At 71.8% G+C, this 25,400-nt stretch carries 24 protein-coding genes and 1 riboswitch; of the genes, 18 read left to right on the forward strand and 6 right to left on the reverse strand.

Annotated elements, in window-relative coordinates; genetic code table 11:
- The 3 genes from ABZ117_RS14450 to ABZ117_RS14460 form a co-directional block, all read left to right on the forward strand.
- The coding region (locus tag ABZ117_RS14450; RefSeq protein ID WP_356820618.1) for a cbb3-type cytochrome c oxidase subunit I at window positions 1-723 on the forward strand (723 nt) is incomplete at its 5' end.
- A complete protein-coding gene (locus ABZ117_RS14455; protein WP_356820620.1) occupies window positions 720-1,118 on the forward strand; it encodes a cytochrome c oxidase subunit 4 in 399 nt (132 codons plus the stop codon). The genes ABZ117_RS14450 and ABZ117_RS14455, both read left to right, overlap by 4 nt.
- A gap of 157 nt (window positions 1,119-1,275) precedes the next feature.
- On the forward strand, window positions 1,276-2,538 hold the full coding sequence (locus ABZ117_RS14460; RefSeq protein ID WP_356820622.1) for an Ig-like domain-containing protein: 1,263 nt from the start codon (window positions 1,276-1,278) through the stop codon (window positions 2,536-2,538).
- Between the two features lie 104 nt (window positions 2,539-2,642).
- Here the strand turns inward: ABZ117_RS14460 and ABZ117_RS14465 are convergent, their stop codons facing one another.
- The gene (locus tag ABZ117_RS14465; protein ID WP_356820624.1) at window positions 2,643-3,044 is read right to left on the reverse strand and encodes a hypothetical protein; all 402 of its coding nucleotides are present in this window, start codon (window positions 3,042-3,044) and stop codon (window positions 2,643-2,645) included.
- A 154-nt stretch (window positions 3,045-3,198) separates the two neighbouring features.
- Here ABZ117_RS14465 and ABZ117_RS14470 point away from each other — a divergent pair, with 154 nt between their 5' ends.
- The 6 genes from ABZ117_RS14470 (at window position 3,199) to ABZ117_RS14495 (ending at window position 10,322) form a co-directional block, all read left to right on the forward strand.
- Window positions 3,199-3,819, forward strand: a complete 621-nt coding sequence (locus ABZ117_RS14470; protein ID WP_121789187.1) for a heme-copper oxidase subunit III — start codon at window positions 3,199-3,201, stop codon at window positions 3,817-3,819.
- 61 nt (window positions 3,820-3,880) lie between these two features.
- Window positions 3,881-4,693, forward strand: coding sequence for a c-type cytochrome (locus ABZ117_RS14475; protein ID WP_356820626.1), 813 nt, complete (start codon window positions 3,881-3,883; stop codon window positions 4,691-4,693).
- On the forward strand, window positions 4,690-5,748 hold the full coding sequence (locus ABZ117_RS14480; protein WP_356820628.1) for a Rieske 2Fe-2S domain-containing protein: 1,059 nt from the start codon (window positions 4,690-4,692) through the stop codon (window positions 5,746-5,748). The genes ABZ117_RS14475 and ABZ117_RS14480 overlap by 4 nt, the downstream gene beginning before the upstream one ends.
- Window positions 5,745-7,406: a cytochrome bc complex cytochrome b subunit gene (locus ABZ117_RS14485; RefSeq protein WP_356820630.1), complete on the forward strand. Its 1,662-nt coding sequence runs from the start codon at window positions 5,745-5,747 to the stop codon at window positions 7,404-7,406. Before ABZ117_RS14480 ends, ABZ117_RS14485 begins: the two co-directional genes overlap by 4 nt.
- A 121-nt stretch (window positions 7,407-7,527) precedes the next feature.
- A complete protein-coding gene (gene trpD / locus ABZ117_RS14490; RefSeq protein ID WP_356820632.1) occupies window positions 7,528-8,592 on the forward strand; it encodes an anthranilate phosphoribosyltransferase in 1,065 nt (354 codons plus the stop codon).
- Between the two features lie 74 nt (window positions 8,593-8,666).
- Window positions 8,667-8,783, forward strand: a riboswitch (SAM riboswitch).
- Between the two features lie 177 nt (window positions 8,784-8,960).
- Window positions 8,961-10,322 (forward strand): aminotransferase class V-fold PLP-dependent enzyme, encoded by a 1,362-nt coding sequence (locus ABZ117_RS14495; protein ID WP_356820634.1) that lies wholly within the window; start codon window positions 8,961-8,963, stop codon window positions 10,320-10,322.
- 53 nt (window positions 10,323-10,375) lie between these two features.
- On the opposite strand, the gene ABZ117_RS14500 is transcribed toward ABZ117_RS14495, so the two are convergent.
- Together ABZ117_RS14500 and ABZ117_RS14505 are read right to left on the reverse strand one after the other, a co-directional pair.
- Window positions 10,376-10,657, reverse strand: coding sequence for an Lrp/AsnC ligand binding domain-containing protein (locus tag ABZ117_RS14500; RefSeq protein WP_121789193.1), 282 nt, complete (start codon window positions 10,655-10,657; stop codon window positions 10,376-10,378).
- Window positions 10,654-11,448, reverse strand: a complete 795-nt coding sequence (locus tag ABZ117_RS14505; RefSeq protein ID WP_356820635.1) for a rhomboid family intramembrane serine protease — start codon at window positions 11,446-11,448, stop codon at window positions 10,654-10,656. The genes ABZ117_RS14500 and ABZ117_RS14505 overlap by 4 nt, the downstream gene beginning before the upstream one ends.
- Window positions 11,449-11,601: 153 nt before the next feature.
- On the opposite strand from ABZ117_RS14505, the gene ABZ117_RS14510 reads away from it, so the two are divergent.
- From ABZ117_RS14510 to ABZ117_RS14530, 5 genes are all read left to right on the forward strand, one after another.
- Complete coding sequence (locus ABZ117_RS14510) at window positions 11,602-11,841, forward strand: hypothetical protein (protein ID WP_356820636.1); 240 nt, start codon at window positions 11,602-11,604, stop codon at window positions 11,839-11,841.
- 44 nt (window positions 11,842-11,885) lie between these two features.
- The gene (locus ABZ117_RS14515; protein ID WP_356820638.1) at window positions 11,886-13,229 is read left to right on the forward strand and encodes an NYN domain-containing protein; all 1,344 of its coding nucleotides are present in this window, start codon (window positions 11,886-11,888) and stop codon (window positions 13,227-13,229) included.
- A gap of 212 nt (window positions 13,230-13,441) precedes the next feature.
- Window positions 13,442-14,479, forward strand: coding sequence for an NlpC/P60 family protein (locus ABZ117_RS14520; protein ID WP_356820640.1), 1,038 nt, complete (start codon window positions 13,442-13,444; stop codon window positions 14,477-14,479).
- 242 nt (window positions 14,480-14,721) lie between these two features.
- Window positions 14,722-15,732: an NlpC/P60 family protein gene (locus ABZ117_RS14525; RefSeq protein WP_356820642.1), complete on the forward strand. Its 1,011-nt coding sequence runs from the start codon at window positions 14,722-14,724 to the stop codon at window positions 15,730-15,732.
- A 26-nt stretch (window positions 15,733-15,758) separates the two neighbouring features.
- Window positions 15,759-16,961: a hypothetical protein gene (locus ABZ117_RS14530; protein ID WP_356820644.1), complete on the forward strand. Its 1,203-nt coding sequence runs from the start codon at window positions 15,759-15,761 to the stop codon at window positions 16,959-16,961.
- Here ABZ117_RS14530 and ABZ117_RS14535 read toward each other — a convergent pair.
- The gene (locus tag ABZ117_RS14535; protein WP_356820646.1) at window positions 16,942-17,475 is read right to left on the reverse strand and encodes a PadR family transcriptional regulator; all 534 of its coding nucleotides are present in this window, start codon (window positions 17,473-17,475) and stop codon (window positions 16,942-16,944) included. The genes ABZ117_RS14530 and ABZ117_RS14535 overlap by 20 nt on opposite strands.
- Window positions 17,476-17,566: 91 nt before the next feature.
- On the opposite strand from ABZ117_RS14535, the gene ABZ117_RS14540 reads away from it, so the two are divergent.
- Window positions 17,567-18,889, forward strand: coding sequence for an MATE family efflux transporter (locus tag ABZ117_RS14540; RefSeq protein ID WP_356820648.1), 1,323 nt, complete (start codon window positions 17,567-17,569; stop codon window positions 18,887-18,889).
- On the opposite strand, the gene ABZ117_RS14545 is transcribed toward ABZ117_RS14540, so the two are convergent.
- The gene (locus ABZ117_RS14545) at window positions 18,850-20,085 is read right to left on the reverse strand and encodes a glycosyltransferase 87 family protein (protein ID WP_356820650.1); all 1,236 of its coding nucleotides are present in this window, start codon (window positions 20,083-20,085) and stop codon (window positions 18,850-18,852) included. The two genes, ABZ117_RS14540 and ABZ117_RS14545, sit on opposite strands and share 40 nt — an antisense overlap.
- Before the next feature lie 142 nt (window positions 20,086-20,227).
- Here ABZ117_RS14545 and ABZ117_RS14550 point away from each other — a divergent pair, with 142 nt between their 5' ends.
- On the forward strand, window positions 20,228-21,370 hold the full coding sequence (locus ABZ117_RS14550) for a glycosyltransferase family 4 protein (RefSeq protein ID WP_356820652.1): 1,143 nt from the start codon (window positions 20,228-20,230) through the stop codon (window positions 21,368-21,370).
- A gap of 564 nt (window positions 21,371-21,934) precedes the next feature.
- On the opposite strand, the gene ABZ117_RS14555 is transcribed toward ABZ117_RS14550, so the two are convergent.
- Window positions 21,935-23,731 (reverse strand): AMP-dependent synthetase/ligase, encoded by a 1,797-nt coding sequence (locus ABZ117_RS14555; protein ID WP_356820654.1) that lies wholly within the window; start codon window positions 23,729-23,731, stop codon window positions 21,935-21,937.
- 340 nt (window positions 23,732-24,071) lie between these two features.
- Between ABZ117_RS14555 and ABZ117_RS14560 the strand changes: the two genes are divergently transcribed.
- The gene (locus ABZ117_RS14560; protein WP_356820978.1) at window positions 24,072-24,827 is read left to right on the forward strand and encodes a metallophosphoesterase; all 756 of its coding nucleotides are present in this window, start codon (window positions 24,072-24,074) and stop codon (window positions 24,825-24,827) included.
- Window positions 24,828-24,950: 123 nt separating this feature from the next.
- A complete protein-coding gene (locus ABZ117_RS14565; protein WP_356820656.1) occupies window positions 24,951-25,394 on the forward strand; it encodes an SRPBCC family protein in 444 nt (147 codons plus the stop codon).
- Window positions 25,395-25,400: the final 6 nt, after the last annotated feature.

Here is a 25,400-nt window from a genome sequence, read left to right on the forward strand (position 1 = left end):
GTCCCGACCGGTGTGAAGTTCTTCAACTGGATCGGCACGATGTGGAAGGGCTCACTGTCCTTCGAGACACCGATGCTCTGGGCCACCGGCTTCCTGATCACCTTCACGTTCGGTGGTCTGACCGGTGTCATCCTGGCCTCGCCGCCGATGGACTTCCACGTCTCCGACTCGTACTTCGTGGTGGCGCACTTCCACTACGTGGTCTTCGGTACGGTCGTCTTCGCCATGTTCTCCGGCTTCCACTTCTGGTGGCCGAAGTGGACCGGCAAGATGCTGGACGAGCGCCTGGGCAAGATCACCTTCTGGACGCTGTTCATCGGCTTCCACGGCACCTTCCTGGTCCAGCACTGGCTGGGCGCCGAGGGCATGCCGCGCCGGTACGCCGACTACCTGGCGGCCGACGGCTTCACCGCCCTGAACACGGTCTCGACGATCAGCTCGTTCCTGCTGGGCCTGTCGATCCTGCCGTTCCTCTACAACGTGTGGAAGACGGCCAAGTACGGCAAGCCGGTCAACGTGGACGACCCGTGGGGCTACGGCCGCTCGCTGGAGTGGGCGACCTCCTGCCCGCCCCCGCGGCACAACTTCCTCACCCTGCCGCGGATCCGCAGCGAGTCCCCGGCGTTCGACCTGCACCACCCCGAGATCGCCGCCCTCGAGCAGCTTGAGCACGCCGGCCACGGCACCAGCGCTGTCACGGGCAGCAAGGAGGCCGGCAAGTGAAGATCCAGGGCTGGTTGTTCATCTGGCTGAGCGTCTTCATCCTGATCATGGCCAGCGTGTACGGCGTGTGGTCGAAGGAGCCTGCCGGTACCACCGCGCTCTTCCTGGCCTTCGGCCTGACCGTCATGATCGGCTTCTACCTGGGCTTCACCGCCCGGCGGGTCGACGCGGGCGCCCAGGACGACAAGGAAGCGGACGTCGCGGACGACGCGGGCGAGCTGGGCTTCTTCAGCCCGCACAGCTGGCAGCCGCTCATGCTGGGCGTCGGCGGCGCGTTCGCCTTCCTCGGTGTCGCCGTCGGCTGGTGGCTGCTCTACTTCGCCGCCCCGATCATCATGATCGGCCTGTTCGGCTGGGTGTTCGAGTACTACCGCGGTGAGAACCGCACCCAGTAGCACCCGCCGAGCGCACCGGGAGCCCGGACCCTCCACCACGAGGGCCCGGGCTCCCGTCGTTCGCGCGGCGGGGCGGGTCCGTCCTTTGCCGGAGTGTCGTTCGCTCGTACGGATTACCTGCCGCGCCGGTGAGGTCTCCGCCTCATAGCGTGATCATATGAACCACTCTCCGCGGACCCGCACCGTCGTCAGCTGCACCCTGCTGGTGACCGCCCTCGGCGCGGGCGTCACCGCCTGCGGTTCGGACGGCAACCCCCTGTCGGCCAAGCCGTACGACGCAGCGGGCCTGATCTCCTTCAACGGCCCCACCGGTGCAGAGAAGCGGGCCGATCCGGACAAGCCCCTGGAGGTCACCGCCAACGGTGACGAGGGGCGCATCACCGACGTCACCGCCCAGGACTCCACAGGGCGCTACGTCGCGGGCGAACTCGCCGCCGACGGCAGCCGCTGGCACAGCACCTCCCCCCTGGCCGCCAACGCCCACTACACGGTCTCGGTGAGCACCGAGGACGAGGACGGGGCACCCGGCCGCAAGATCCTCACGTTCGACACCAGCAAGCCCACCAGCAAGAAGCGCCTGAACGTCACCTTCGGGCCGCAGGCGGGCACCTACGGCGTCGGGCAGCCCATCACGGCCCAGCTCGACCACGAGATCAAGGACAAGGCGCAGCGCGCCGTCGTGGAACGCGCCCTGCGGGTGGAGTCCACGCCGGCCGTGCAGGGCGCCTGGTACTGGGTGGACGCCAAGGAACTCCACTACCGCCCCAAGGAGTACTGGCCCACCCACGCCACCGTCCGGGTCCACAGCAACCTGGACGGCATCCGGATCAGCGACCGGCTGTGGGGCGGTGCCTCCAAGCCGCTGAAGATCACCACGGGCGACCGGGTCGAGGCCGTCACGGACGCCTCGTCGCACCAGATGACGGTCTACAAGAACGGTGCGGAGATCAACCAGATCCCCGTCACCACCGGCAAGCCCGGCTACGAGACCCGCAACGGCGTCAAGGTCGTGCTCGGCAAGCAGTACTTCGTACGCATGCGCAGCACCACGGTCGGCATCGCCGAGGGCAGCTCCGACTCCTACGACCTGCCGGTCTACTACGCCACCCGGGTGACCTGGTCCGGCGAGTACGTCCACGCCGCCCCCTGGTCCGTGGGCTCCCAGGGCTCCGCCAACGTCAGCCACGGCTGCACCGGCATGAACACGTCCAACGCCGAGTGGTTCTTCGACACCGTCCGCGAGGGCGACATCGTGCGGGTCGTCAACTCCGACGGCGACCCGATGGAGCCCTTCGGCAACGGCTTCGGCGACTGGAACGTCGACTGGGCGAAGTGGCGCCAGGGCAGCGCCCTCTTCAACGGCACACCGGACGGCCCGGCACCGGGAGACGCGCTGCGCCTCCGGCCGACGGCCGTGTGAGCGTCACCCGGGGGCGCGGGGCCGTACCCGAGTGCGGTCCGCCCGTGCGGGCGCGAGGAGCGCCCGCGGGGCCGTGCGTGCCCACGGCCCCGCGCCCCGGGTCCCTAGGCGCTCAGCAGCCTCTTGCGGCGCAGCAGGGAGGCCAGCGAGGAGGCGAACTCCACCGGGTCCACCGGCAGCGTCACGGCGGCGTCGGCGCGGCTCCAGGTGGCCAGCCAGGCGTCCTGGGGGCGGCCCATCAGCAGCAGCACCGGCGGGCAGTCGAACACCTCGTCCTTGATCTGCCGGCACATCCCCATGCCCCCCATCGGCACCGCCTCGCCGTCGAGGACGCAGACGTCGATGCCGCCCTTGTCGAGCTCGCGCAGCACCGCCTCGGGAGTCGCGCACTCCAGGAACTCCACCAGGGGGACGTCCGGGGCCGGCCTGTGCCCGGCGGCCAGCCGTACTTGTTCGCGGGTGTTGGAGTCGTCGCTGTAGACCAGCACCGTGGCGGTCGGCTGCATTGTTCCTCCGGGACGTCAGCGTCGTACGGACAGGACGGACAGGGCCGTTCGGCCGGATGCTACTCCCATGAACACCACGTCAGCACCGGTTCGGCGGGCGGCAACACTCCGAACGGCACCCCCCGGAGTGAGGGCGGGATAAGCGACCGACATAATGTCGGTCGTGGCGACAGCAACGACAGTAGAAACCGGGCACGCGCACCCGTCGGTCAACCGGCCGAACCTCACCAGCGTCGGAACCATCATCTGGCTGAGTTCCGAGCTGATGTTCTTCGCGGCCCTCTTCGCGATGTACTTCACCCTCCGGTCGGTGACCGGACCGGCCCATTGGAAGGAGATGGCGCACGCGCTCAACGTGCCCTTCTCCGCGACGAACACCACGATCCTGGTGCTCTCCTCCCTCACCTGCCAGCTCGGTGTCTTCGCTGCCGAACGCGGCGACGTGAAGAAGCTCCGCGGCTGGTTCACTCTCACCTTCATCATGGGTGCGATCTTCATCGGCGGTCAGATCTACGAGTACACGGAGCTGGTGAAGAAGGACGGCATCTCGCTGTCCTCGGACCCGTACGGCTCGGTGTTCTACCTGACCACCGGCTTCCACGGCCTGCACGTGACGGGCGGTCTCATCGCCTTCCTGCTGGTCCTCGGCCGCACCTACGCGGCCAAGAGGTTCACGCACGAGCAGGCGACCGCCGCCATCGTCGTGTCCTACTACTGGCACTTCGTCGATGTCGTCTGGATCGGCCTCTTCGCCACGATCTACCTGATCAAGTAGCGGGGACCGCTCCCGCAATCCAGAAGCACCGACGCTGAAGATCCTGACACCGGGGTAATCCGTGAAAAAGCTCTCCGCACGACGACGCCATCCGCTGGCGGCGGTCGTCGTCCTACTCCTCGCGCTGGCGGCCACTGGGGGGCTGTACGCCGCGTTCGCGCCCGCGGGCAAGGCGCAGGCCGACGACTCCTCCCAGTCCCTCACCATCAAGGAGGGCAAGAAGCTCTACGAGGTCGGCTGCGCCAGCTGCCACGGCACCGGTGGCCAGGGCTCCTCCGACGGCCCCAGCCTGGTCGGCGTGGGTGCGGCCGCGGTCGACTTCCAGGTGGGCACCGGCCGCATGCCGGCCTCCACCTCCCAGATGGCCCAGCTCCCGCGCAAGAAGGTCAGCTACACGCAGGCCGAGATCGACCAGCTCGCCGCGTACGTGGCGTCGCTGGGCGCCGGCCCGAGCGTGCCGACCAAGGACCAGTACGGCCCGGCCGGCGCGGACATCGCCCAGGGCGGCGAACTGTTCCGGACCAACTGCGCGCAGTGCCACAACTTCACCGGCAAGGGCGGTGCCCTCACCAAGGGCAAGTACGCGCCGAGCCTGGAGGGTGTCGCTCCCAAGCACATCTACGAGGCCATGCAGACCGGCCCGCAGAACATGCCGTCCTTCCCCGACACCACGATGTCGGAGAAGAACAAGAAGGACATCATCGCGTACCTGAACGCGGTCAACGGCGATGAGACGGAGAACCCGGGTGGTCTGGAGCTGGGCGGCGTCGGGCCGGTCAGTGAGGGTCTCTTCGGCTGGATCTTCGGTCTCGGCGGACTGATCGCCGTCGCCGTGTGGGTTGCCGCCCGGACCGCAAAGGCCAAGAAGTCATGAGTAGCCAAGACATTCCAGAAGAGAACCTGCCCGCCGGGCGGGACCACGCGCACGGCGCGGTAGACGTCGCGGACCACGAGAACCCGTTCGCGAACCCCGGACTGCCGCCGCACGAGCACCGGATCCAGGACATCGACGAGCGGGCCGCCAAGCGGTCCGAGCGCGTCGTCGCCCTGCTGTTCACGGTGTCGATGCTGGCGACGATCGGCTTCATCGCCGCCTACCTGGCGATCCCCAACGACAGGTCGATCTTCGTCTTCCCGCTCGGGCACATCAGCGCGATGAACTTCGCGCTGGGACTGACCCTCGGCATCGCCCTGTTCTGCATCGGCGCGGGCGCGGTCCACTGGGCCCGCACCCTGATGTCCGACGTCGAGGTCGCCGACGACCGTCACCCGATCGAGGCCTCCCCCGAGGTCCGCGCGAAGGTCCACGACGACTTCCGCCTGGGTGCCAAGGAGTCGGCGCTCGGCCGCCGCAAGCTGATCCGCACCACCATGTTCGGCGCGCTGGCCCTGGTGCCGCTCTCCGGCGTGATGCTGCTCGGCGGTCTGGGCCCGGCCCCCGGGACCAAGCTCCGGCACACCCTGTGGGCCAAGAACAAGCGCCTGGTCAACATGAACACGAACCAGCCGCTGCGTCCCGAGGACATCGAGGTCGGCTCGCTCACCTTCGCCAAGCCCGACGGGCTGGAGGAGCGCGCCGAGGACTTCCAGGACCAGATGGCCAAGGCGGCCCTGATGATCGTCCGGCTCCAGCCGGGCAACATCAAGGACAAGCGCGAACTCGACTGGTCGCACCAGGGCATCGTCGCCTTCTCGAAGATCTGCACCCACGTGGGCTGCCCGATCTCGCTGTACGAGCAGCAGACGCACCACGTGCTCTGCCCGTGCCACCAGTCCACCTTCGACCTCTCCGACGGCGCCCGGGTCATCTTCGGCCCCGCCGGCCACGCCCTGCCGCAGCTGCGCATCGGCGTGGACAGTGAGGGTTACCTCCAGGCGCTCGGCGACTTCGAGGAGCCCGTCGGTCCTGCTTTCTGGGAGCGCGGATGAGTACTGCATCGAACGACACGAATTCATCCGCCGCTGCCGCGGCGGGCCGCTCTCGCGGGAAGGCCCCGGCCGGCGAGCGCATCGCCGACTGGGCCGACGGCCGGCTCGGGATCTACTCCCTGGCCAAGGCCAACATGCGCAAGATCTTCCCGGACCACTGGTCCTTCATGCTCGGCGAGATCTGCATGTACAGCTTCCTCATCATCATCCTGACGGGTGTCTATCTGACGCTGTTCTTCCACCCGTCGATGAACGAGGTCGTGTACCACGGCAGCTACGTCCCGCTCCAGGGACAGCTGATGTCCGAGGCGTTCAACTCGACCATGCACATCTCGTTCGATGTGCGCGGTGGTCTGCTCATGCGGCAGATCCACCACTGGGCGGCGGTCGTCTTCCTCGCCGGCATGTTCGTGCACATGATGCGCGTGTTCTTCACCGGCGCGTTCCGCAAGCCGCGTGAGATCAACTGGCTGTTCGGCTTCCTGCTGTTCGTCCTCGGCATGTTCACCGGCTTCACCGGTTACTCCCTGCCGGACGACCTGCTCTCGGGCACGGGTGTCCGCTTCACCCAGGGCGCGATCCTGTCCGTGCCGGTCGTCGGCACGTACATCTCGATGTTCCTGTTCGGCGGCGAGTTCCCCGGCCACGACTTCGTGGCCCGGTTCTACTCGATCCACATCCTGCTGCTGCCGGGCATCATGCTCGGCCTGATGGTGGCGCACCTCATCCTGGTGTTCTTCCACAAGCACACGCAGTTCGCGGGCCCCGGCCGGAACAACACGAACGTCGTCGGCATGCCGCTGCTGCCGGTCTACATGGCCAAGGCCGGCGGGTTCTTCTTCCTGGTGTTCGGCTTCATCGCCCTCATCGCCGGCATCGCGTCCATCAACCCGATCTGGGCGATGGGCCCCTACCGTCCGGACCAGGTCTCCACGGGCGCCCAGCCCGACTGGTACATGGGCTTCGCCGAGGGTCTCGTCCGCGCCATGCCGGGCTGGGAGATCAACTTCTGGGGCCACACGCTGGTCCTGGGCGTGTTCATCCCGCTGGCCCTGTTCGGGCTGTTCCTCGCGATGATCGCGCTGTACCCGTTCATCGAGTCCTGGATCACCGGCGACAAGCGCGAGCACCACATCCTGGACCGGCCGCGCAACGCCCCGACCCGCACCGCCTTCGGCGCCGCGTGGGTCGCCGGCTACGTGATCATGCTGATCGGTGGTGGCAACGACATCATCGCCACGCACTTCCATCTGTCGATCAACGCGGTCACCTGGTTCGTCCGGATCGCGTTCTTCGCCGGACCGGTCCTCACGTTCATCGCCACCCGGCGGATCTGCCTCGGCCTCCAGCGCCGTGACCGCGACAAGGTGCTGCACGGCCGCGAGACCGGCATCATCAAGCGGCTGCCGCACGGCGAGTTCATCGAGGTGCACGAGCCGCTCAGCCAGGAGCAGCTGCACACGCTCACCGCGCACGAGCAGTACCGGCCTGCCGAGATCGGTCCGACGACCGACGAGAACGGCGTCGAGCGCAAGGTGGGCACCTCGCAGAAGCTGCGGGTCAAGCTCTCCAACGCCTACTACGGCGAGGACAGCCAGATCCCGAAGCCGACCGTCGAGGAGTTCAAGGAGATCACGAGCGGCCACGGCCACCACTGATCCCCGCGTCGCCACACCACGCAGAAGGGCCCCGTCCGCCTCGCGGACGGGGCCCTTCGCGGTGCCTCCGGCTGGATAGGGTGGGGTACGACCGAGCAGGACCGTGTACGAGGAGCGGCTGATGAGCGCTGTGACCCCCGCTGGAGGCGACACCACGGCGGGCCGCTCCTGGCCCGTCCTGCTGAACGGTCTCCTGGAGGGCCGTGACCTGGCGGCCGACGACACCGCGTGGGCGATGGACCGCATCATGCGCGGTGAGGCGACCGACGCCCAGATCGCCGGGTTCGCGGTGGCCCTGCGGGCGAAGGGGCAGACGGTCCAGGAGATCACCGGCCTGGTCCGCACGATGTACGAGCACGCGAACGTGATCGAGGTGCCCGGCCGCACCGTCGACATCGTCGGCACCGGCGGCGACGGGGCCAGAACGGTGAACATCTCCACCATGTCCTCGCTGGTCGTGGCCGGTACGGGCGCCAAGGTCGTCAAGCACGGCAACCGGGCCGCCTCCTCGGCGTCCGGCTCCTCCGACGTCCTGGAGAAGCTCGGCGTCAACCTCGACCTGACCCCCCGCCGGGTCGTGGAGGTCGCGGAGGAGGCCGGCATCACCTTCTGCTTCGCCGTGAAGTTCCATCCCGCGCTGCGCCATGTGGGCGCCGCCCGCGGACAGCTGGGCATCCGGACCGTGTTCAACCTGCTCGGCCCGCTGACCAACCCGGCGCGGGTGCGGGCCCAGGCGGTCGGCGTCGCCGTCGCGCACGAGGCGCCCATCGTCGCGGGCGTGCTCGCGGAACGGGGCAACTCCTCCCTGGTCTTCCGCGGCGACGACGGCCTGGACGAGCTGACGACGACGGCCACCTCCCGGGTGTGGGTGGTCCGCGACGGCCGGGTCCGCGAGGAGTCCTTCGACCCCCGTGACGCCGGTCTCCCCCTGGTCCCGGTGGAGGCGCTGCGCGGCGGCGACCCGGCCCACAACGCCGACGTCGCCCGCCGTCTGCTCGACGGCGAGCAGGGACCCGTACGGGACGCCGTCCTGCTGAACTCGGCGGCGGCCCTGGTGGCCCTGGAGCCGACCGGCGCGTCGCTCACCGAGCAGCTCCGCGCGGGCATGGCGAAGGCCGCGGAGTCGATCGACTCCGGCGCGGCCCGGCGGACGCTGGAGCGGTGGGTGGCGGCCAGCAACGCCTGACCGCACCGCACGTCATCCCGCGATCCGGACACGGGTTGCGGGACGACGATCAGTTCGCGTACGTTCTTCCACCAGGTCATGAGTGACAGTCATGAGGCCCCGGCCGACTGTCCGGCAACCCTCCGTCCGTGGCGGGGTGCCCCGGGTGAAGACCAGGCCGTGGACAGCAAGGTCCACGGCAAGCGCGGATCCCTCGCACACTTCTCAGGGTGTGGGACCAGGGATCCTGGTCGTCGAGGAGCCTCCCGTGAGCAAGCGAATGCGCTAGGGCCGCAGAGCCCCGCCTCCGCATCCCCCTTTCACCCCACCGGCGCTCGAGCACACCCGCTCGCCCGGCGGATTCCACCTGCCTTCACGGGAGTTCAGCCATGTCCGTCTCCACCGCTGCCGCCGACCGGTCCCTCTGCGCCCCGCTGCCCGTCCTGGGCCGCGACGTCACCGTCCCGCTCGTCACGGGCGGCGAGGTCGCCTACGCCGCGCTCGACTACGCGGCCAGCGCCCCCGCCCTCCAGCGGGTCTGGGACGACGTCGCCGCCTACGCCCCGTACTACGGCAGCGTCCACCGCGGCGCCGGCTACCTCTCCCAGCTCTCCACCGACCTGTTCGAGAACGCCCGCGGGACCGTCGCCGAGTTCCTCGGCTGCCGCCCGGACGACCAGGTCGTCTTCACCCGCTCGACCACCGACTCCCTCAACCTCCTGGCGCGCGCCCTCCCGGCCGGCTGCCAGGTCTTCGTCTTCGAGACCGAGCACCACGCCTCCCTGCTGCCCTGGCAGGACGCCCGGGTGACCTACCTCGACGCCCCGCGCACCCCGCGGCAGGCGGTCCGCACCCTGGAGCGGGCTCTCGCCGGCCGCGACCCCCACGGGCCGGCCCTGGTCTGCGTCACCGGCGCCTCGAACGTCACCGGCGAGCTGTGGCCGGTGCGTGAGCTGGCCGCCGCCGCGCACGCCCACGGCGCCCGCATCGTCTTGGACGCCGCCCAGCTGGCCCCCCACCACCCGGTGGACATCCGGGACCTGGACGTCGACTGGGTCGCCTTCTCCGGCCACAAGCTGTACGCCCCCTTCGGCTCCGGGGTCCTGGCCGGCCGCGCCGACTGGCTCCGGGCGGCCGAGCCGTACCTCGCGGGCGGCGGCGCCAGCCGCAAGGTCACCCGGCGGCAGGACGGCGGGGTGGACGTGGAGTGGCACGACAGCGCGGCCCGCCACGAGGCCGGCTCCCCGAACGTGATCGGCGCCTACTCCATCGCCGCCGCCTGCAAGGCCCTCACCGAGGCCGGCTGGGACACCCTCGTGGCCCGCGAGGAGCAGCTGATCCGCACGGTCCGCGAGGGCCTCGCCGAGGTCCCGGAGGTCAGGATCCTCTCCCTCTTCGGCGACGACGCCCCGCGCGTGGGTGTCCTCTCCTTCGTCGTCGAGGGCTGGAACAGCTCGCACTTCGCCGCCGCCCTCTCCGCCGAGTACGGCATCGGCGTCCGCGACGGCCTCTTCTGCGCCCACCCCCTGGTCCGCACCCTGCTGGGCACCGACCCGCAGACCCAGGGGGAGTGCGGCGCCCCGGAGGCGGCCCCGGGCGAGAAGTCCCTGAACGCCGTCCGGGTCAGCTTCGGCGCCGGCACCCCCGACGAGCACGTCGAGCGCTTCGTGAACGCCGTACGGGAACTGGTCCGGGACGGCGCCCGCTGGCAGTACCGCACGGAGGACGGCCGCTGCGTCCCGGCGGTCTGAGACCACCCGGCCCGCCTTCCGGCTCCTGCCGGGGGCGGGTCCCGGTCGCCGGGCTAGTTGTCGAGGCCGATCGCGAACGCCGCTTCCAGGTCGTGCTGGGAGTAGGTGCGGAACGCGACGTGCGTGTCGGTGGCCTCCACGCCGGGGATCTTGCTGATCCGGCCGGGGATGATCTCGGCGAGGTCCTCGTGCTGCCCGACCCGGACCATGGCGATCAGGTCGTAGGTGCCGGTGACCGAGAAGACCTCGCTGACGCTCTCCAGCGCGGCGATGCGCTCCGCGATCTCGGGGATCCGGTCCACGCTGGTCTTGATCAGGACGATCGCGGTGATCACGGCTGTGTCTCTCCCTCGGTGACCGGAGCTGGTGCGGCCCTCACTCTAGTCGCCCGCCCGTCTCCCACCACCGCGCCGCCGGGCCCGCCCGCGCGGTTGCGCCCGCGTCCGTAGCGCACCCACGCGTAGCCGAACCCCAGGCCGAACCCGACCAGGTGCGCGAGGTAGGCCACCCCGGGCCCGTCGGAGGCCCGCCCCGCCGCGAACCACTGGAGTGCCGCCCAGAACGGCAGCACCACCCAGGCCGGGAAGCGCAGCGGCAGGAAGAACAGGAACGGCAGAAGACTGGTCACCCGGGCGCGGGGGAACAGGTAGAGGAACGCTCCGAGGACCGCCGAGATCGCCCCGGAGGCGCCGACCAGCGACTGTTCGGAGGCGGCGTTGGCGGCCGCGTAGCCCAGCAGGGCGAGGTATCCGCAGCCGACGTAGAACAGGGTGAACTGCACCCGGCCCATGCGTTCCTCGGTCATCGCCCCGAAGACGAAGAGGAACAGCATGTTGCCGAGCAGGTGGACCCAGCCGCCGTGCACGAACAGCGCGGTGGCCGGGGTGAGCGCCTCCCGGGCCGGTCTGCCGAACAGCACCGCCGGCACCACGCCCCAGCGCCGGAAGTACGTGCGCTGCGCGGCGAGCAGCGCGTCCCCGGTGCCGTACCCGGGGGTGAGCCCGGAGGCGGGGCCCAGGACGAAGATCAGGCAGCACAGGACGATGAGGCCGTACGTGATCGGTGCCGGGGTGCCCCGGACCGCTCGGAGGGTCCTGCCGGCCGCCGTGCTCCAGGTGCTGATCATGACTACAGAGCATGACGTAACGGGACGCAAGCTGACAGACCGCCTCGCCGCCGCGGACGGGCGGGCGGCGAGGACCCGGCAGGCCGTAGGGTTACGAGCCACACGCGCCGGGGAACGGCGCGTAACGACACGAGAAGGAAGCGGACGGTCACGATGACGGTTCCCCTGCCGACGGCCACGACACGATGGCGCTGCACCCTGTGCGGCAACCTCACCCGCTTCGACGTGACCCGCTCGTCCAAGGTCGTCGAGTACGTCCACCTCGACCTGGCCGGTGAGCCCACGGTGGAGGAGCGCGAGGTGGTCAGTGAGACCATCGAATCGGTGCGCTGCCGCTGGTGCAACGCGGTGGACCAGGTGGAACTCGTGGACAGGCCGGGCAACGGCTCCTGAGCGGAGCGGTCCCGGGCGGCTTTTTCGGTATTGGGGTGTGACGGATGGTGGAGACCGCAGGCGGGGGGCCGGGCGACGGCACCGCTGAGGTGCTTGACCGTCCGCTGCCCGACGGCGTGCGCCGGCGGGTCGTGCAGATCGTCTCGGACGCCTTCGGCGGGCTGACCGTGGCCGAACTCCCCGCCCAGTTGCGGCAGTACGCCCGGTTCGCCCCGAACCGCCGGGCCAAGTTCGCCGGCAACGCGATGGCGGCGGCGCTGGAGACCGATCCGCTGTTCCGGCAGCGGATCGGGGAGAAGTTCAAAGAGGCGCAGCCGGAACTCGCCGGCGCCCTCGACTCCGGCTCGCCGCCCCCGGCCGCGGACCCGCTCGACGTGGCGGCCGCGGCCTACGTACTGCGCCCGGCGGGCTGGGTGAAGCTGGTCACCGCGGCCGGCGAGGAGGCCCAGCGCGCGGACGCCGAGCGGGCCGGCGAGGAGAGCCGCGCCGAGCTGGAGCGGCTGCGCGCGGAGCTGGCGCAGGCCCGCGACCACACCCGCGCCGAGACCGAACGGCTGCGTGCGGAGCTGGAGTCGGCGAAGAAGGAAGCCGACTCGCTGCACCGCAAGCTGCGGGCCGCGCTCAGCGACGTCAAGCGGGGCGAGGCCGCGCTGCGCAAGGCGCGCGGCGAGTTCGACGCCGCGCGCGCGGAGGCGCACGCGCGGGTGTCGGCCGCGGACAGCGAGTCGCGGCGGCTCAAGGCCCGGCTGAGCGAGGCCGAGGCCGCGCTGGAGGCCACCCGGCGGGCGGCCCGGGAGGGCCGCAGCGTGGAGGACATGCGGGTACGGCTGCTGCTCGACACCCTGCTGGAGGCGACCCAGGGCCTGCGGCGGGAACTCGCCCTGCCCCCCGTGTCCGTGCGGCCGGCCGAGACGGTCGACGCCGTGGAACCGGGCCGGATGACCCCGAAGGACATCGCGGCACGCGCCCTGTCCGAGCACGATCCGGCCATCCTGGACCAGCTCCTCGCGCTCCCGCAGGCACATCTGGTCGTCGACGGCTACAACGTGACCAAGACCGGCTATCCGCAGATGCCGCTGGAGAAGCAGCGGCTCCGGCTGCTGGGCCAGCTCTCTGCGCTCGCCGCGCAGACCGGGGCCGAGGTGACGTGCGTCTTCGACGGCGCGGAACTGGCCGCGCCGGTGCTGCTCGCGCCGCCGCGCGGGGTGCGGGTGCTGTTCTCCAAGCCGGGCGTCACGGCCGACGAGCTGATCCGCCAGCTGGTGCGCGCGGAGCCGCCGGGGCGTCCGGTCATCGTCGCCTCCACGGACCGCGAGGTGGCCGACGGGGTCGCCAGGGCGGGTGCCCGTCCCGTGGCTTCTGCGGTGCTTCTGAAGCGACTGTCCTGAAGGTCCAACGGACGTCACTCTTGCCCGAATTGGGCGTTGCGTGACGCAACGTAGCGTCAATCGGGTCTCACTACAGGTGAGTTATGTGCAAAGAATGCATGGCGTGACAGGGTTTTTTCCTGTGAGGATTTGAACTGATCACAACTGTGTCACTAGGGTCTGGGCTCGAACCTCCGAACGGGTGATCACTCACAAGAAGGAGTTCGTCCTCCGTGGCGTCCCACCGTCGACCCAAGCAGCCCAGTCGCACCCGCGTGACCGTGCTGACCACCGCAGCCGCCGCTGCCGTCGCGCTCAGCGCGAACGCCGCCAACGCCGCCCCCAGCGAGAAGCTGAGCAAGGACGAGGTGAAGGCCAAGGTCGACAAGCTCTACGAGCAGGCGGAGCAGGCGACCGAGAAGTACAACGGCGCCAAGGAGAAGCAGCAGAAGCTCCAGAAGGACATCTCCACCATCCAGGACGATGTCGCCCGTGGCCAGGAGGAGCTCAACAAGCTGCGCGACGGCCTGGGTTCGCTGGCCACCGCCCAGTACCGCTCCGGCGGCATCGACGCCTCCGTGCAGCTCTTCCTGTCCTCCAACCCGGACGACTACCTCGACAAGGCGTCCACCCTCGACCAGTTGAGCAGCCAGCAGGTCGACGCGCTGAAGAAGATCCAGGACAAACAGCGCGAACTCGCCCAGGAGCGGGCCGAGGCCACCGAGAAGCTCAAGGACCTCGCCGCCACCCGCACCGAGCTGGGCAACAAGAAGCAGGAGGTCCAGGGCAAGCTCGCCGCCGCGCAGAAGCTCCTGAACACCCTGACCGCCAAGGAGAAGGCGCAGCTCGCGCAGGAGCAGCAGCGCGCCAACCGCTCCTCCACCGAGCGCGTGGACCTCGGCGACAAGACCCCGCCCGCCTCCGGGCGCGCCTCGGCGGCCTTCTCCGCCGCCCAGAGCCAGATCGGCAAGCCGTACGTCTACGGCGCCACCGGCCCCTCCTCCTTCGACTGCTCGGGCCTGACCTCCTGGGCCTACGCCCAGGCCGGCGTGTCCATACCGCGCACCTCCGAGGCGCAGGCGAACATCGGCACCCGGATCGGCTCGGTCGGTGACCTGAAGGTCGGCGATCTGGTCTTCTTCTACGGCGACCTGCACCACGTGGGCCTGTACGCCGGCAACGGCCAGGTCCTGCACGCCCCGCACACCGGTGCCGTGGTCCGCTACGAGGCCATCGGCAACATGCCCTTCCAGTTCGGCGTCCGGGTCTGACCCCGTACGACACGGACACGGGGGGCGCCCGAACGGGCGAATCCCGGTGACCGGAACTGACGTCACGCCCCGCCCATGACCTGCGTCAGCGGCGGGGCGTCACTCTGTGTTGACTCCGCGGTCTTTGGCCCGGACCCCTCCGCACGGCTACTGTCTGCCGCGTTTCCCCGGCGCCGGGGTCTCCCCGTCCCCGGCGCCGGGCGGACGCGTCCTGTAGGCCAGCGGAAGGAACACGGCTTCTCGTGGGCTCTCATCGTCGTCTCGCCCAGCCCGGCTTCGACCGGGGCTCCGTCGCCCTGTGCGTGGTGTCGGCCGCGGCAGCCGCGCTCGGCGCCGTACCGGCGCACGCGACACCGGACGCCGACACCCGCGCCGAGGTGGACCGTCTGTACGAGGCCGCCGAGAAGGCCACCCAGGCCTACGACCGGGCCGGGGAGCGGGCCGGGGTGCTGCGCCGGGAGGTCCGTGACGCGCAGGACCACATCGCCCGCCAGCAGCAGCGCATCAACAGCCTGCGGGAGCGGCTGGGTTCGCTGGCCGGCGCCCAGTACCGCGCCGGCGGCATCGACCCGGCCGTCGCCCTGCTCTTCTCCGACGACCCCGACGACTACCTCGACAAGGCCTCCACCCTCGACCGCATCGGCAGCCGGCAGGCGGGCCAGCTCCAGCAGTTGCGGTCCGCGCTGCGCGATCTGGCCCAGGAACGCGCGGAGGCGACCGACAAGCTCGCCGAACTGGAGCGCAGCCGCAGGGCGGTGGCCGCCCACAAGCGGACCGTGGAGCAGAAGCTCGCCCGGGCCCGGCAGCTCATCAACGCCCTGCCCGCCGCCGCGCGCGCCGCCTACGACCGTGCCTCCCGGGGCAGCCGTGCGGGCCTGCCCGACCCGGCCGGTGCCGTCGCCGCCGACGGCCGCGCCGCCGCTGCCCTGGCCGCCGCCCGCTCCGCCCTCGGCCGGCCCTACGTGTGGGGTGCCAACGGCCCCTCCGGCTTCGACTGTTCGGGCCTGATGCAGTGGTCGTACGCGCACGCGGGCATCCATCTGCCGCGCACCTCGCAGGCGCAGCGCTTCGCAGGCCGGCAGGTCCCGCTCTCCCAGGCCCGCCCCGGCGACCTGGTCGTGTACCGCTCCGACGCCAGCCACGTGGCGATGTACGTCGGCAACGGCCAGGTCATCCACGCGCCCTACCCCGGCGCCCCGGTGCGCTACGACCCGGTCGGGATGATGCCCGTGTCCTCGGTCACCAGACCCTGACCGCCCGCTCGCCGTACGATCGGGAAGTGGCTGGTCGCAGGCGGGCGTGGGGTGTCGGAGCGGTGGGACTGGCTCTGCTGCTGCCCCTTGCCGGGTGCCGCGGCGGGCCGGCGGCCGACCCGGCCCGGGCCGAGGTGCAGCGGGTGCTCGACCGGCGCGCGGCGGCCCTGCTGGGGCACGACGAGACGGCGTACGGCGCGACGGGCGCCCGCACCGAGTACACCCGGCTGCGCGCCCTTCCGCTGGCCTCCTGGAGCTACCGGGTCACCGGCCTGCGCCGCACCGGCACCGGTGCCACAGCCGACGCCGACCTGCGTTACCGCGTCGCCGGCTACGACCGGGCCCCCGTCGGCGCCCGCCGTACCCTCACCCTCGCCCGCACCGCCGGCGGCCGCTGGTACGTCACCGCCGACAGGCCCGCCGGCAGGACCGGGCAGCAGCTGTGGGACCAGGGCACGGTGACCGCGGTGCGGGGCGCGCACAGCCTGGTGCTCGGCGCCGGCGGGTCCGCCGCCGGCCTGCGGACGTACGCCCGGCTGGCCGACCGCGCGGTCCCGGCCGTCTCCGGGGCCTGGGGCGCCGGCTGGAGCCGCCGGGTCGTCGTCCTCGTCCCGCGGTCCCTGGCGGGGATGGCGGCCCTGCTGGGCTCGCCGGCCGCCACCTACCGGGGCATCGCCGCCGTCACCACCGGTGAGGTGAGCGCGACCCCGGCCGGGCCCGCCGGCGCGGCCCCCGCCGACCGGGTGGTGGTCAACCCGGAGGCGTACGCGGTCCTCGGTGACCTCGGCAAGCAGGTCGTGCTCACCCACGAGACCGCCCATGTCGCCACCCGGGCGCAGACCACCGCCGCCACCCCGCTGTGGCTCTCCGAGGGCTACGCCGACTGGATCGGCTACCTGCACACCGGGCGCACCCCCGCCGAGGCCGCCCCGGAACTCGCCCGTGCCGTCCGGCAGGACGAGCTGCCGGCCACCCTCCCCGCGGACCGTGACTTCGGCTTCACCAGCGACCCCACCGACCTGGCGCGCGCCTACGAGGGCGGCTGGCTGGCCTGCCGGATGATCGCCGGGCAGTGGGGCACGGCCCGGCTCGGCGCCTTCTACCGGGCCGTCGGCGCCCACGGGAAACGGCCGGGCGCGGTCGAGGACGCACTGCGGGAGGTACTCGGCACGACCCCGCGGGACTTCACCGCACGCTGGCGGCGATACGTCACGTCCCAACTCGACTGAGCCGCCCCACAACCTCCCGCAACCACTCCCGCTCGGCGTTGCCACCGGCCCGGGCCACCCGCAGCATGCCCTCCCGGAACAGATCCCCGGCCTCCTCGGCCCGCACCGGCTTCCCCTCCCGGTAGAAGAAACTGGCCGGGGTCTCCAGGAACGCCAGCCGGCGGCGCAGCACCGCGGCCTGTCCGGCGGGGTCGTCCAGGTGCCGCAGGAACGCCAGGACCGTGTTGAAGCGGACGTGGTCGGTGATCTCGGTCTGCTTGGGGTTGCGTAGCCGCCGCAGCAGCTCGGCGCGGCCCTGTGCGGTGAGGGATAGGACCCGGCGCGGGGCTGCGCCCGCACCCTCCTCGCTGTGCTGGTCGAGCAGCCCGGCGGCGAGGAGCCGGTTGATGGCGGGGTAGAGGGCGCCGTCGCTGACGGGGCGGACATGGCCGCTGAGCGCCTTGATGCGCTCCTTCAGCTCGTACCCGTGCAGTGGTTCCTCGGCGAGGAAGCCGAGGATCGACAGCTCCAGCACGCGCGTTCCTCCTGCTTGCCGTGGACCGGACGGCTATGTTACCTCTTATCGAGCTACCTCGAAACGAGGTAGCTCGTTTCGAGGAGTCTCAGTGAGCACCCACCGCGAGCAGCTCGTCGCCCTCGCCCGCCCCGTCTACCTCTCGCTGCTCGCTCCGGTCGCCTCCGGGGTCATCAACACCCTCTGGGTCTCCCGGCTCGGCGGGGCCGCCGTCGCGGCCGTGGCCGTCGCCACCAACACCGAGAACGTGCTGCTCGGCGTGGCGCTGGTCTTCGCCTCCGGCACCACCGTGCTGGTCGCCCACGCCCGCGGAGCCCGGGACCCGGCCGCCGTTCGGGCCGCCGTGCGCGGGGGCTGGGCGCTGTGCGCGGTGGTCACCCCCGTGGTCGCGGCCGGCGGCTTCCTGCTGCGCGCCCCACTGGCCCGCCTGGTGCTCGGCTCGGGCGGCGACGCGGCCTTGCGCCTCGCCACCGCCTACTTCGCCATCTCCCTGCCCGGCATGACCGTCTTCTTCGCCCAGCAGCTGGTCGACGGCATCCTCAAGGGCGCCGGTGACACCCGCACGCCCCTGCGGCTCGCCCTGCTGGCCAACGGGCTGATCCTGCTGTGCGACCCGGTGCTGATCCACCGCTACGGCGTCCGAGGCGCCGCCGCCTCCACCGTGCTGTGCCGGGCCGTGGCCCTCGCGGCCGGTCTCCTCGCCGCGCGCCGCACCGCCCTGCTGCGCACGGCCGCCCGGGTCCGCCCCGCCGGACCGGCCGGGGCCGCCCCGCGCCGCACGTTCACGACCGGGCTGCCCATGTCCGCCGACTTCACGGTGCGGCAGGGCGGCGCCCTGGTACTGGTGGCGATCGTCGCCCGGCTCGGCGTCACCGCGGTGGCCGCCTACTCCATCGCCTACAAGGTCCTCTACGTCGCCACCATGGCCTTCTACGCCGTACGGCAGGCCGCCGCCATCCACACCGCGCACACCCGGGGCGCGGGCGACGACGCCCGCCGGGACATCGGCCGCCAGGCGGTCCTCGTCTCCGGCGCCCTGGGCCTCACGGCCACCGCCCTGTTCGCCGTCACGGCCCCCTGGGTGGCGGCCGTGTTCGGCGCCGGTCCCGAGGTCACCCACCAGGCCGTGCTGTTCCTCCGCTGCATCGGCCCCTACCTGCTGCTGATGGCCTGTTTCATCGCGCTCGGCGGGGTCTTCGAGGGCAGCGGGTCGGCGTCCGCGCTGCTGCGGGTCACCCTGCTCGGCACCGCCGTCCAGCTGCCGCTCGCATACGCCCTCTCCGGACTCGGGCTGCCCGGCATCTGCCTGGCGCTGGCGCTCGCGATGGCCGTGCAGTGCGTGGTCGTGGGGGTGCTTATGTGGCGCGCCGGGCGTCAGGGGGAGACCGGGGTTTCCTTTGTGCGGGGGGTCTGAGAGGGGAAGGGGGCGGTGGGCTTGGTGTGGGGGACGGTCGAGGACCACAGGCGGCGGGCCGCCGTCAGGGCGGCCGCGAGCAGCAGGCCGTCGCGGACCGCCAGCAGCGCGACGCCGTACCAGTCGCTGGCCACCACGTGCGAGAAGCCGAGCGGGAACTCCAGGACCGTCACGAAGGACGCGAGGACGACCAGCAGCGCGGGCGCCGTCATGCGGCCGGCCCGGTGCGACAGGCACACGGCGGCCAGGCCGACCAGCCACACCAGGTACTGCGGGCTGATCACCCGGCTGGTCACCGTGGACAGCAGCACCGCGGTGAAGGCCGCCTCGGCGACGACGTGCGCGGACAACCGGCCCGCGCGCAGCCGCCACAGCAGCAGCCAGCCGAACGCGGCCACGCTCAGCGCCAGCGCGGCCGTGCTGACCCGGTCCACGTACGGGCCGAGGAACTCGATCGAGCCGTAGTTCAGCAGCACCTGCCCCTCCCAGCCGAAGTGGCGGGCCACATGGAAGACCAGCGCGCCCAGCGACTCCACCTCGGTGCCCCGCTCCCGCTGGAAGGCCAGGAACGCGAAGGCGCCCGGCATGAACACCGCGAACAGCGCCGCGAGGCCCGCCGCGGTCACCGCCGCCGTCCGCCAGGCCCGCCGCACGGCCCCGGCCAGCAGCAGCACGGGCCACACCTTCAGCAGCGCGCCGAACGCGGCCAGCGCGCCCAGCACGCGGGGGTGCCGGGTCCCGGCCAGCAGCGCCGCCACGGCCACCGCGGTCACCATCACGTCGTAGCGGGCGTACACCGTCGGCCCGAGCAGCGGCAGGCCCGCCACCCACACCCAGGCCCCGCGCGGCGACCGGCCGGGGCGCCGGCCCGCGAGGAGCAGCGCGGCCAGCACGGCGGCGTCGGCGAGGAACGCCAGCAGGAAGAAGGCGTGCGGGTAGGACAGGAACGGCAGGACGGCGGGGGAGAGGACGGCGAGGGCGGCGGCGGGCGGGTACTGCCAGGTCACGTCGTCCAGCGGAAACGTTCCGTGGCGCAGCACCTCGTACCAGCCGCGGTAGATCACCGACACGTCCGACGTGACGTCCGGGCCCGGGAAGACGTACACCCCGAAGACGAACAGCAGCAGCACCGCGCGGGTGACGCCCCAGGCCGCCAGCGGCCGGGTCGGGGACCGCCGGACGGCCTTCGTCTCCACGTGAACCCCTGTCGTCCGTCCCCGGCACCCGGGCGCGCCGTTCGATTCGCCTCGGACGACCATGATGTCCTGCGTGCCTGTGCCATGCCACACACCCGGCCGCGCCCGGCGCCGGACGGGCGATTCGGTAGGGTCGGCGGCGATGCGCAAGACCCTGATCGTCACCAACGACTTCCCGCCCCGCCCGGGCGGGATCCAGGCCTTCCTGCACAACATGGCGCTGCGCCTGGAACCCGACCGGCTCGTCGTGTACGCCTCCACCTGGAAGCGCGGCCCGGAGGGCGCCGAGGCCACCGCCGCGTTCGACGCCGAGCAGCCCTTCACCGTCGTCCGCGACCGTACGACGATGCTGCTGCCCACCCCGCGGGTGACCCGGCGGGCGGCCGGGCTGCTGCGGGAGCACGGCTGCACCTCGGTGTGGTTCGGGGCCGCGGCGCCGCTCGGCCTCATGGCGCCCGCGCTGCGCGGGGCCGGCGCCGAACGGCTGGTGGCCACCACCCACGGGCACGAGGCCGGCTGGGCCCAGCTGCCCGCCGCCCGGCAGCTGCTGCGCCGGATCGGGGAGAGCACCGACACGGTCACCTACCTCGGCGAGTACACCCGCTCCCGGATCGCCACCGCGCTCACCCCGGCGGCGGCCCGGCGGATGGCGCAGCTGCCGCCCGGGGTCGACGAGAAGACCTTCCACCCGGGCTCCGGCGGCGGCGAGGTCCGCGCGCGGCTGGGCCTCACCGACCGGCCGGTCGTGGTCTGCGTCTCCCGGCTGGTGCCGCGCAAGGGCCAGGACACCCTCATCCGGGCCATGCCCCGCATCCTCGCCGCCGAGCCGGACACCGTGCTGCTCGTCGTCGGCGGCGGCCCCTACGAGCAGGACCTGCGCCGCCTCGCCCAGGAGACGGGGGTCGCCGCCTCGGTCCGCTTCACCGGGGCCGTGCCCTGGGCCGAGCTGCCCGCGCACTACGGCGCCGGGGACGTGTTCGCGATGCCGTGCCGCACCCGCCGCGGCGGCCTGGACGTGGAGGGCCTCGGCATCGTCTACCTGGAGGCGTCCGCCACGGGCCTGCCGGTCGTCGCGGGCGACTCGGGCGGCGCGCCGGACGCGGTACTGGAGGGGGAGACGGGCTGGGTCGTCCGGGGCGGCTCGGCCGAGCAGACCGCGGAGCGGATCGTCGTCCTGCTCCAGGACCCCGAGCTGCGCCGCCGCATGGGTGAGCGCGGCCGGCGGTGGGTGGAGGAGAAGTGGCGCTGGGACCTGCTGGCGGAGAAGCTGAAGGATCTGCTGTGAACCGCCTGTCCGGCCGGGTGTGATCCTCCGGTCCTGCGCGTCCGGCCGGGTGTGATCCCCCGGGTCCTGCCCGTCCGGCCGGGTTTGATCCTCCGGTCCTGCGCGTCCGGCCGGCTGTGATCCTGCGGTCCTGCGCGTCCGGCCGGCTGTGATCCCCCGGTCCCGGCCCGCTCGTCCGGCCGGGTGATCCCCCGGTCCCTCCCGTCCGGCCCGGTGTGATCCCCCGGGTCCTGCTCGCCCGGCTGGGTGTGACCCTCCGGTGCCGCCCGTCCGCCGGCCGTGACCTCCCGGTCCCGGCCCGCTCGTCCGGCTGCCTGTGATCCCCGGCCCGCTCGTCCGGCTGCCTGTGATCCCCGGCCCGCCCGCCCGGACGGCCGTGATCCCTTGGTCCTGCCCGCCCGGAGGGTCGTGGTCCCCGGGTCCCCGCCCGCCCGGACCGCTGAGGCCGTGACCGGGGACCCGCCGCCGACGCGCGTGCCACGCACACACGCAAGTTGACGCCCCGTCAGCCGGACAGCGTGACGGCGCGGGTCCTCACCGAGGACACCGCGCCGTCGAGCGGGCTCACTTGGCGTAGATGGCCTCGATCTCGTCCGCGTAGTCCTTCGCCACCACGTTCCGCTTGAGCTTCAGCGACGGGGTGAGATGGCCAGACTCCTCCGTGAACTGGTACGGCAGGATGCGGAACTTGCGCACCGACTCCGCCTTCGACACCGCGGCGTTGCCGTCGTCCACGGCCGCCTGGACCGCGGCGATCAGATCCGCGTCCGCGCGCAGCGACGCCGCGGTCGAGCCCGCCGGCTTGCCGTGCTCGGCGCACCAGCGGTCCAGGAACTCCTCGTCGAGGGTGACCAGCGCGCCCACGAACGGCCGCCCGTCACCCACCACCATGCACTCCGCGACCAGCGCGTGCGCCCGGATCCGGTCCTCGATCACGGCCGGGGCCACGTTCTTGCCGCCCGCCGTGACGATGATCTCCTTCTTCCGGCCGGTGATCCGCAGATAGCCGTCCTCGTCGAGGGTGCCGATGTCACCGGTGTGGAACCAGCCGTCCGCCAGCGCCACCGCGGTCGCGTCCGGGTTGTTCCAGTACTCCTTGAACAGGTGCTCGCCGTGCAGCAGCACCTCGCCGTCGTCCGCGATCCGCACCACCGAGCCGGGCAGCGGCTGCCCGACCGTGCCGATCTTCTGCCGGTCCCACGGGTTGAACGCGGTCGCCGCGCAGGACTCGGTCAGGCCGTAGCCCTCCAGCACGGTGAAGCCGATGCCCCGGAAGAAGTGTCCGAGCCGCTCGCCCAGCGGGGCGCCGCCGGAGATGGCGTACTCGCCCCGGCCGCCCAGGACCGCGCGCAGCTTGCCGTAGACCAGCTTGTCGAACACCTTGTGCTTGATCTTCAGGCCCAGCGGCGGACCCGAGGGGCTGTCCAGCGCCTTGCTGTAGGCGATCGCGGTGTCGGCGGCCTTGTCGAAGACGGCGCCCTTGCCGTCCGCCTGCGCCTTGGCCCGCGCCGAGTTGTAGACCTTCTCGAAGACCCGCGGGACACCGAGGATCAGCGTCGGCCGGAACGCGGCCAGCTCGTCCGTGAGGTTCTTGATGTCCGGGACGCAGCCCAGCTTGATCGGCGCCATCATGGGTGCGATCTGCACGAGCCGCCCGAAGACGTGCGCGAGGGGCAGGAAGAGGAGGACGGAGCACTCGCCGGTGCGGAACAGCGGACGCAGCCGCTCCACGACGTTCCCGCACTCGGCGAAGAAGCTGCGGTGGGTGAGGACACAGCCCTTGGGCCGCCCGGTCGTACCGCTCGTGTACACGATGGTCGCCGGGTCGTCGGCCCGGGCCAGCGAGCCGCGCTCCTCGACCGTCTGCTCCGACACGTCCTGGCCGAGCCGCCCCAGCTCCTCCACGCCGCCGGCCTCGATCTGCCAGACGTGCTTCAGCGCGGGCAGGGACTCGCGCACCGACTCGACGGCCGCCGCGTGGCCGTCCAGCTCCACGACACAGGCGGTGGCGCCCGAGTCGGACAGGATCCACCGCACCTGCTCCGGCGAGCTGGTCTCGTACACCGGCACGGTGACCGCGCCCGCGCTCCAGATCGCGAAGTCCAGCAGCGTCCACTCGTAGCGCGTGCGGGACATCAGGGCCACCCGGTCGCCCGGCTGCACCCCGGCGGCGATGAGCCCCTTGGCGGCGGCGTGCACCTCGGCGAGGAACGTCCGGGCGGTCACGTCCTGCCAGACGCCTCCCGTCTTGCGGGCGATCACGGCGACGTCGGGATGCTGCGCGGCGTTTCTGCGGACGATGTCGGTCAGATTCCCGTCCGCGGGGACCTCGTACAAAGCCGGAAGGCTGAACTCGCGCAAGACTGCTGCTCCTCATAGGGCGCCGGCGCCACGACGTTGTGCGATGCGACGGTGCGGTCCAAGGCTCGGGCAAGTGCTCACGGAATTCACATGTTGAAATCCTGAGCACGACTGGACTGCCCGGACGTTACCCGCCGGTATGCCGTCTAGGACAGGGGGGCCAGGGCAGATGTTCGCTGCGTCACACACGGGGGCGTTCCTTCGCGCACATTAGTCGACGGCCGATCCGACCGGCGAGTAACCGAGCCCCTGACCGGCACTGTTCACAAGTGCGGCGCTCCGCCTACGCTTGATCGCCATGGCATCCACACGCACCGGCAGCCGGCGGACCCGCGTCCACGTGGTCAGCGACGTCCACGGCAACGCCCGTGACCTTGCCCGGGCCGGCGAGGGTGCCGACGCCCTGATCTGCCTGGGCGACCTCGTCCTCTTCCTCGACTACGCCGACCACTCCCGCGGCATCTTCCCCGACCTGTTCGGCACGGAGAACGCCGACCGCATCGTCGAGCTGCGCACCGCCCGCCGCTTCGAGGAGGCCCGCGCCTTCGGCGCCCGGCTGTGGAGCGGCATCGGCACCGACCGGGCCGCCGCCATCGAGCGCGCGGTGCGCAAGCAGTACGCGGAACTGTTCGCCGCGTTCCCCACCCCGACCTACGCCACCTACGGCAACGTCGACATGCCGGCCCTGTGGCCGGAGTACGCCCGGCCCGGCACCACGGTCCTCGACGGGGAACGCGTCGAGATCGGCGGCCGGACCTTCGGCTTCGTCGGCGGCGGCCTGCGTACCCCGATGCGCACGCCCTACGAGATCGGCGACGAGGAGTACGCCGCCAAGATCGAGGCGGTCGGCGAGGTCGATGTCCTGTGCACCCACATCCCGCCGGAGGTGCCCGAGCTGGTCTACGACACCGTCGCGCGCCGCTTCGAGCGGGGCAGCCGCGCCCTGCTGGACGCCATCCGCCGCACCCGGCCGCGGTACGCGCTGTTCGGACACGTGCACCAGCCGCTGGCCCCCCGCATGCGGATCGGCGCCACCGAGTGCGTCAACGTGGGGCACTTCGCCGGCACCGGCACGCCCTGGGCGCTCGAATGGTGAGGCCACGCAGGCGGGGTGACGGCGGCGGGGCGGTGGCGCGGTAGCCTTCACGCTGCACACACGTGCGCAGTCAGGCGCACGTACACCTCTCCACACGGCCCGCATCCGCAAGGAGCCACGACGATGGCGGAACACACCAGTTCGAGCATCACGATCGAGGCGGCCCCGGCCGACGTCATGGCGGTGATCGCCGACTTCGGGCGCTACCCGGACTGGACCGGCGAGGTGAAGGAGGCGGAGGTCCTCGCGACCGACGGGCAGGGCCGCGCCGAGCGGGTCCGCCTCGTCATGGACGCCGGCGCCATCAAGGACGACCAGACCCTCGCCTACACCTGGACGGGTGACCACGAGGTCTCCTGGACCCTCGTCAAGTCCCAGATGCTCCGCTCCCTGGACGGCTCCTACCTGCTGAAGCCGGCCGGCGCGGGCGCCACCGAGGTCACCTACCGGCTGACGGTCGACGTGAAGATCCCCATGCTGGGCATGATCAAGCGCAAGGCCGAGAAGGTCATCATCGACCGCGCGCTCGCGGGACTGAAGAAGCGCGTCGAGTCCGGGGACGCGTAGACACCC

The sequence above is a fragment of the Streptomyces sp. NPDC006309 genome (assembly GCF_040613095.1).
In the GTDB taxonomy this organism is placed as follows: domain Bacteria; phylum Actinomycetota; class Actinomycetes; order Streptomycetales; family Streptomycetaceae; genus Streptomyces.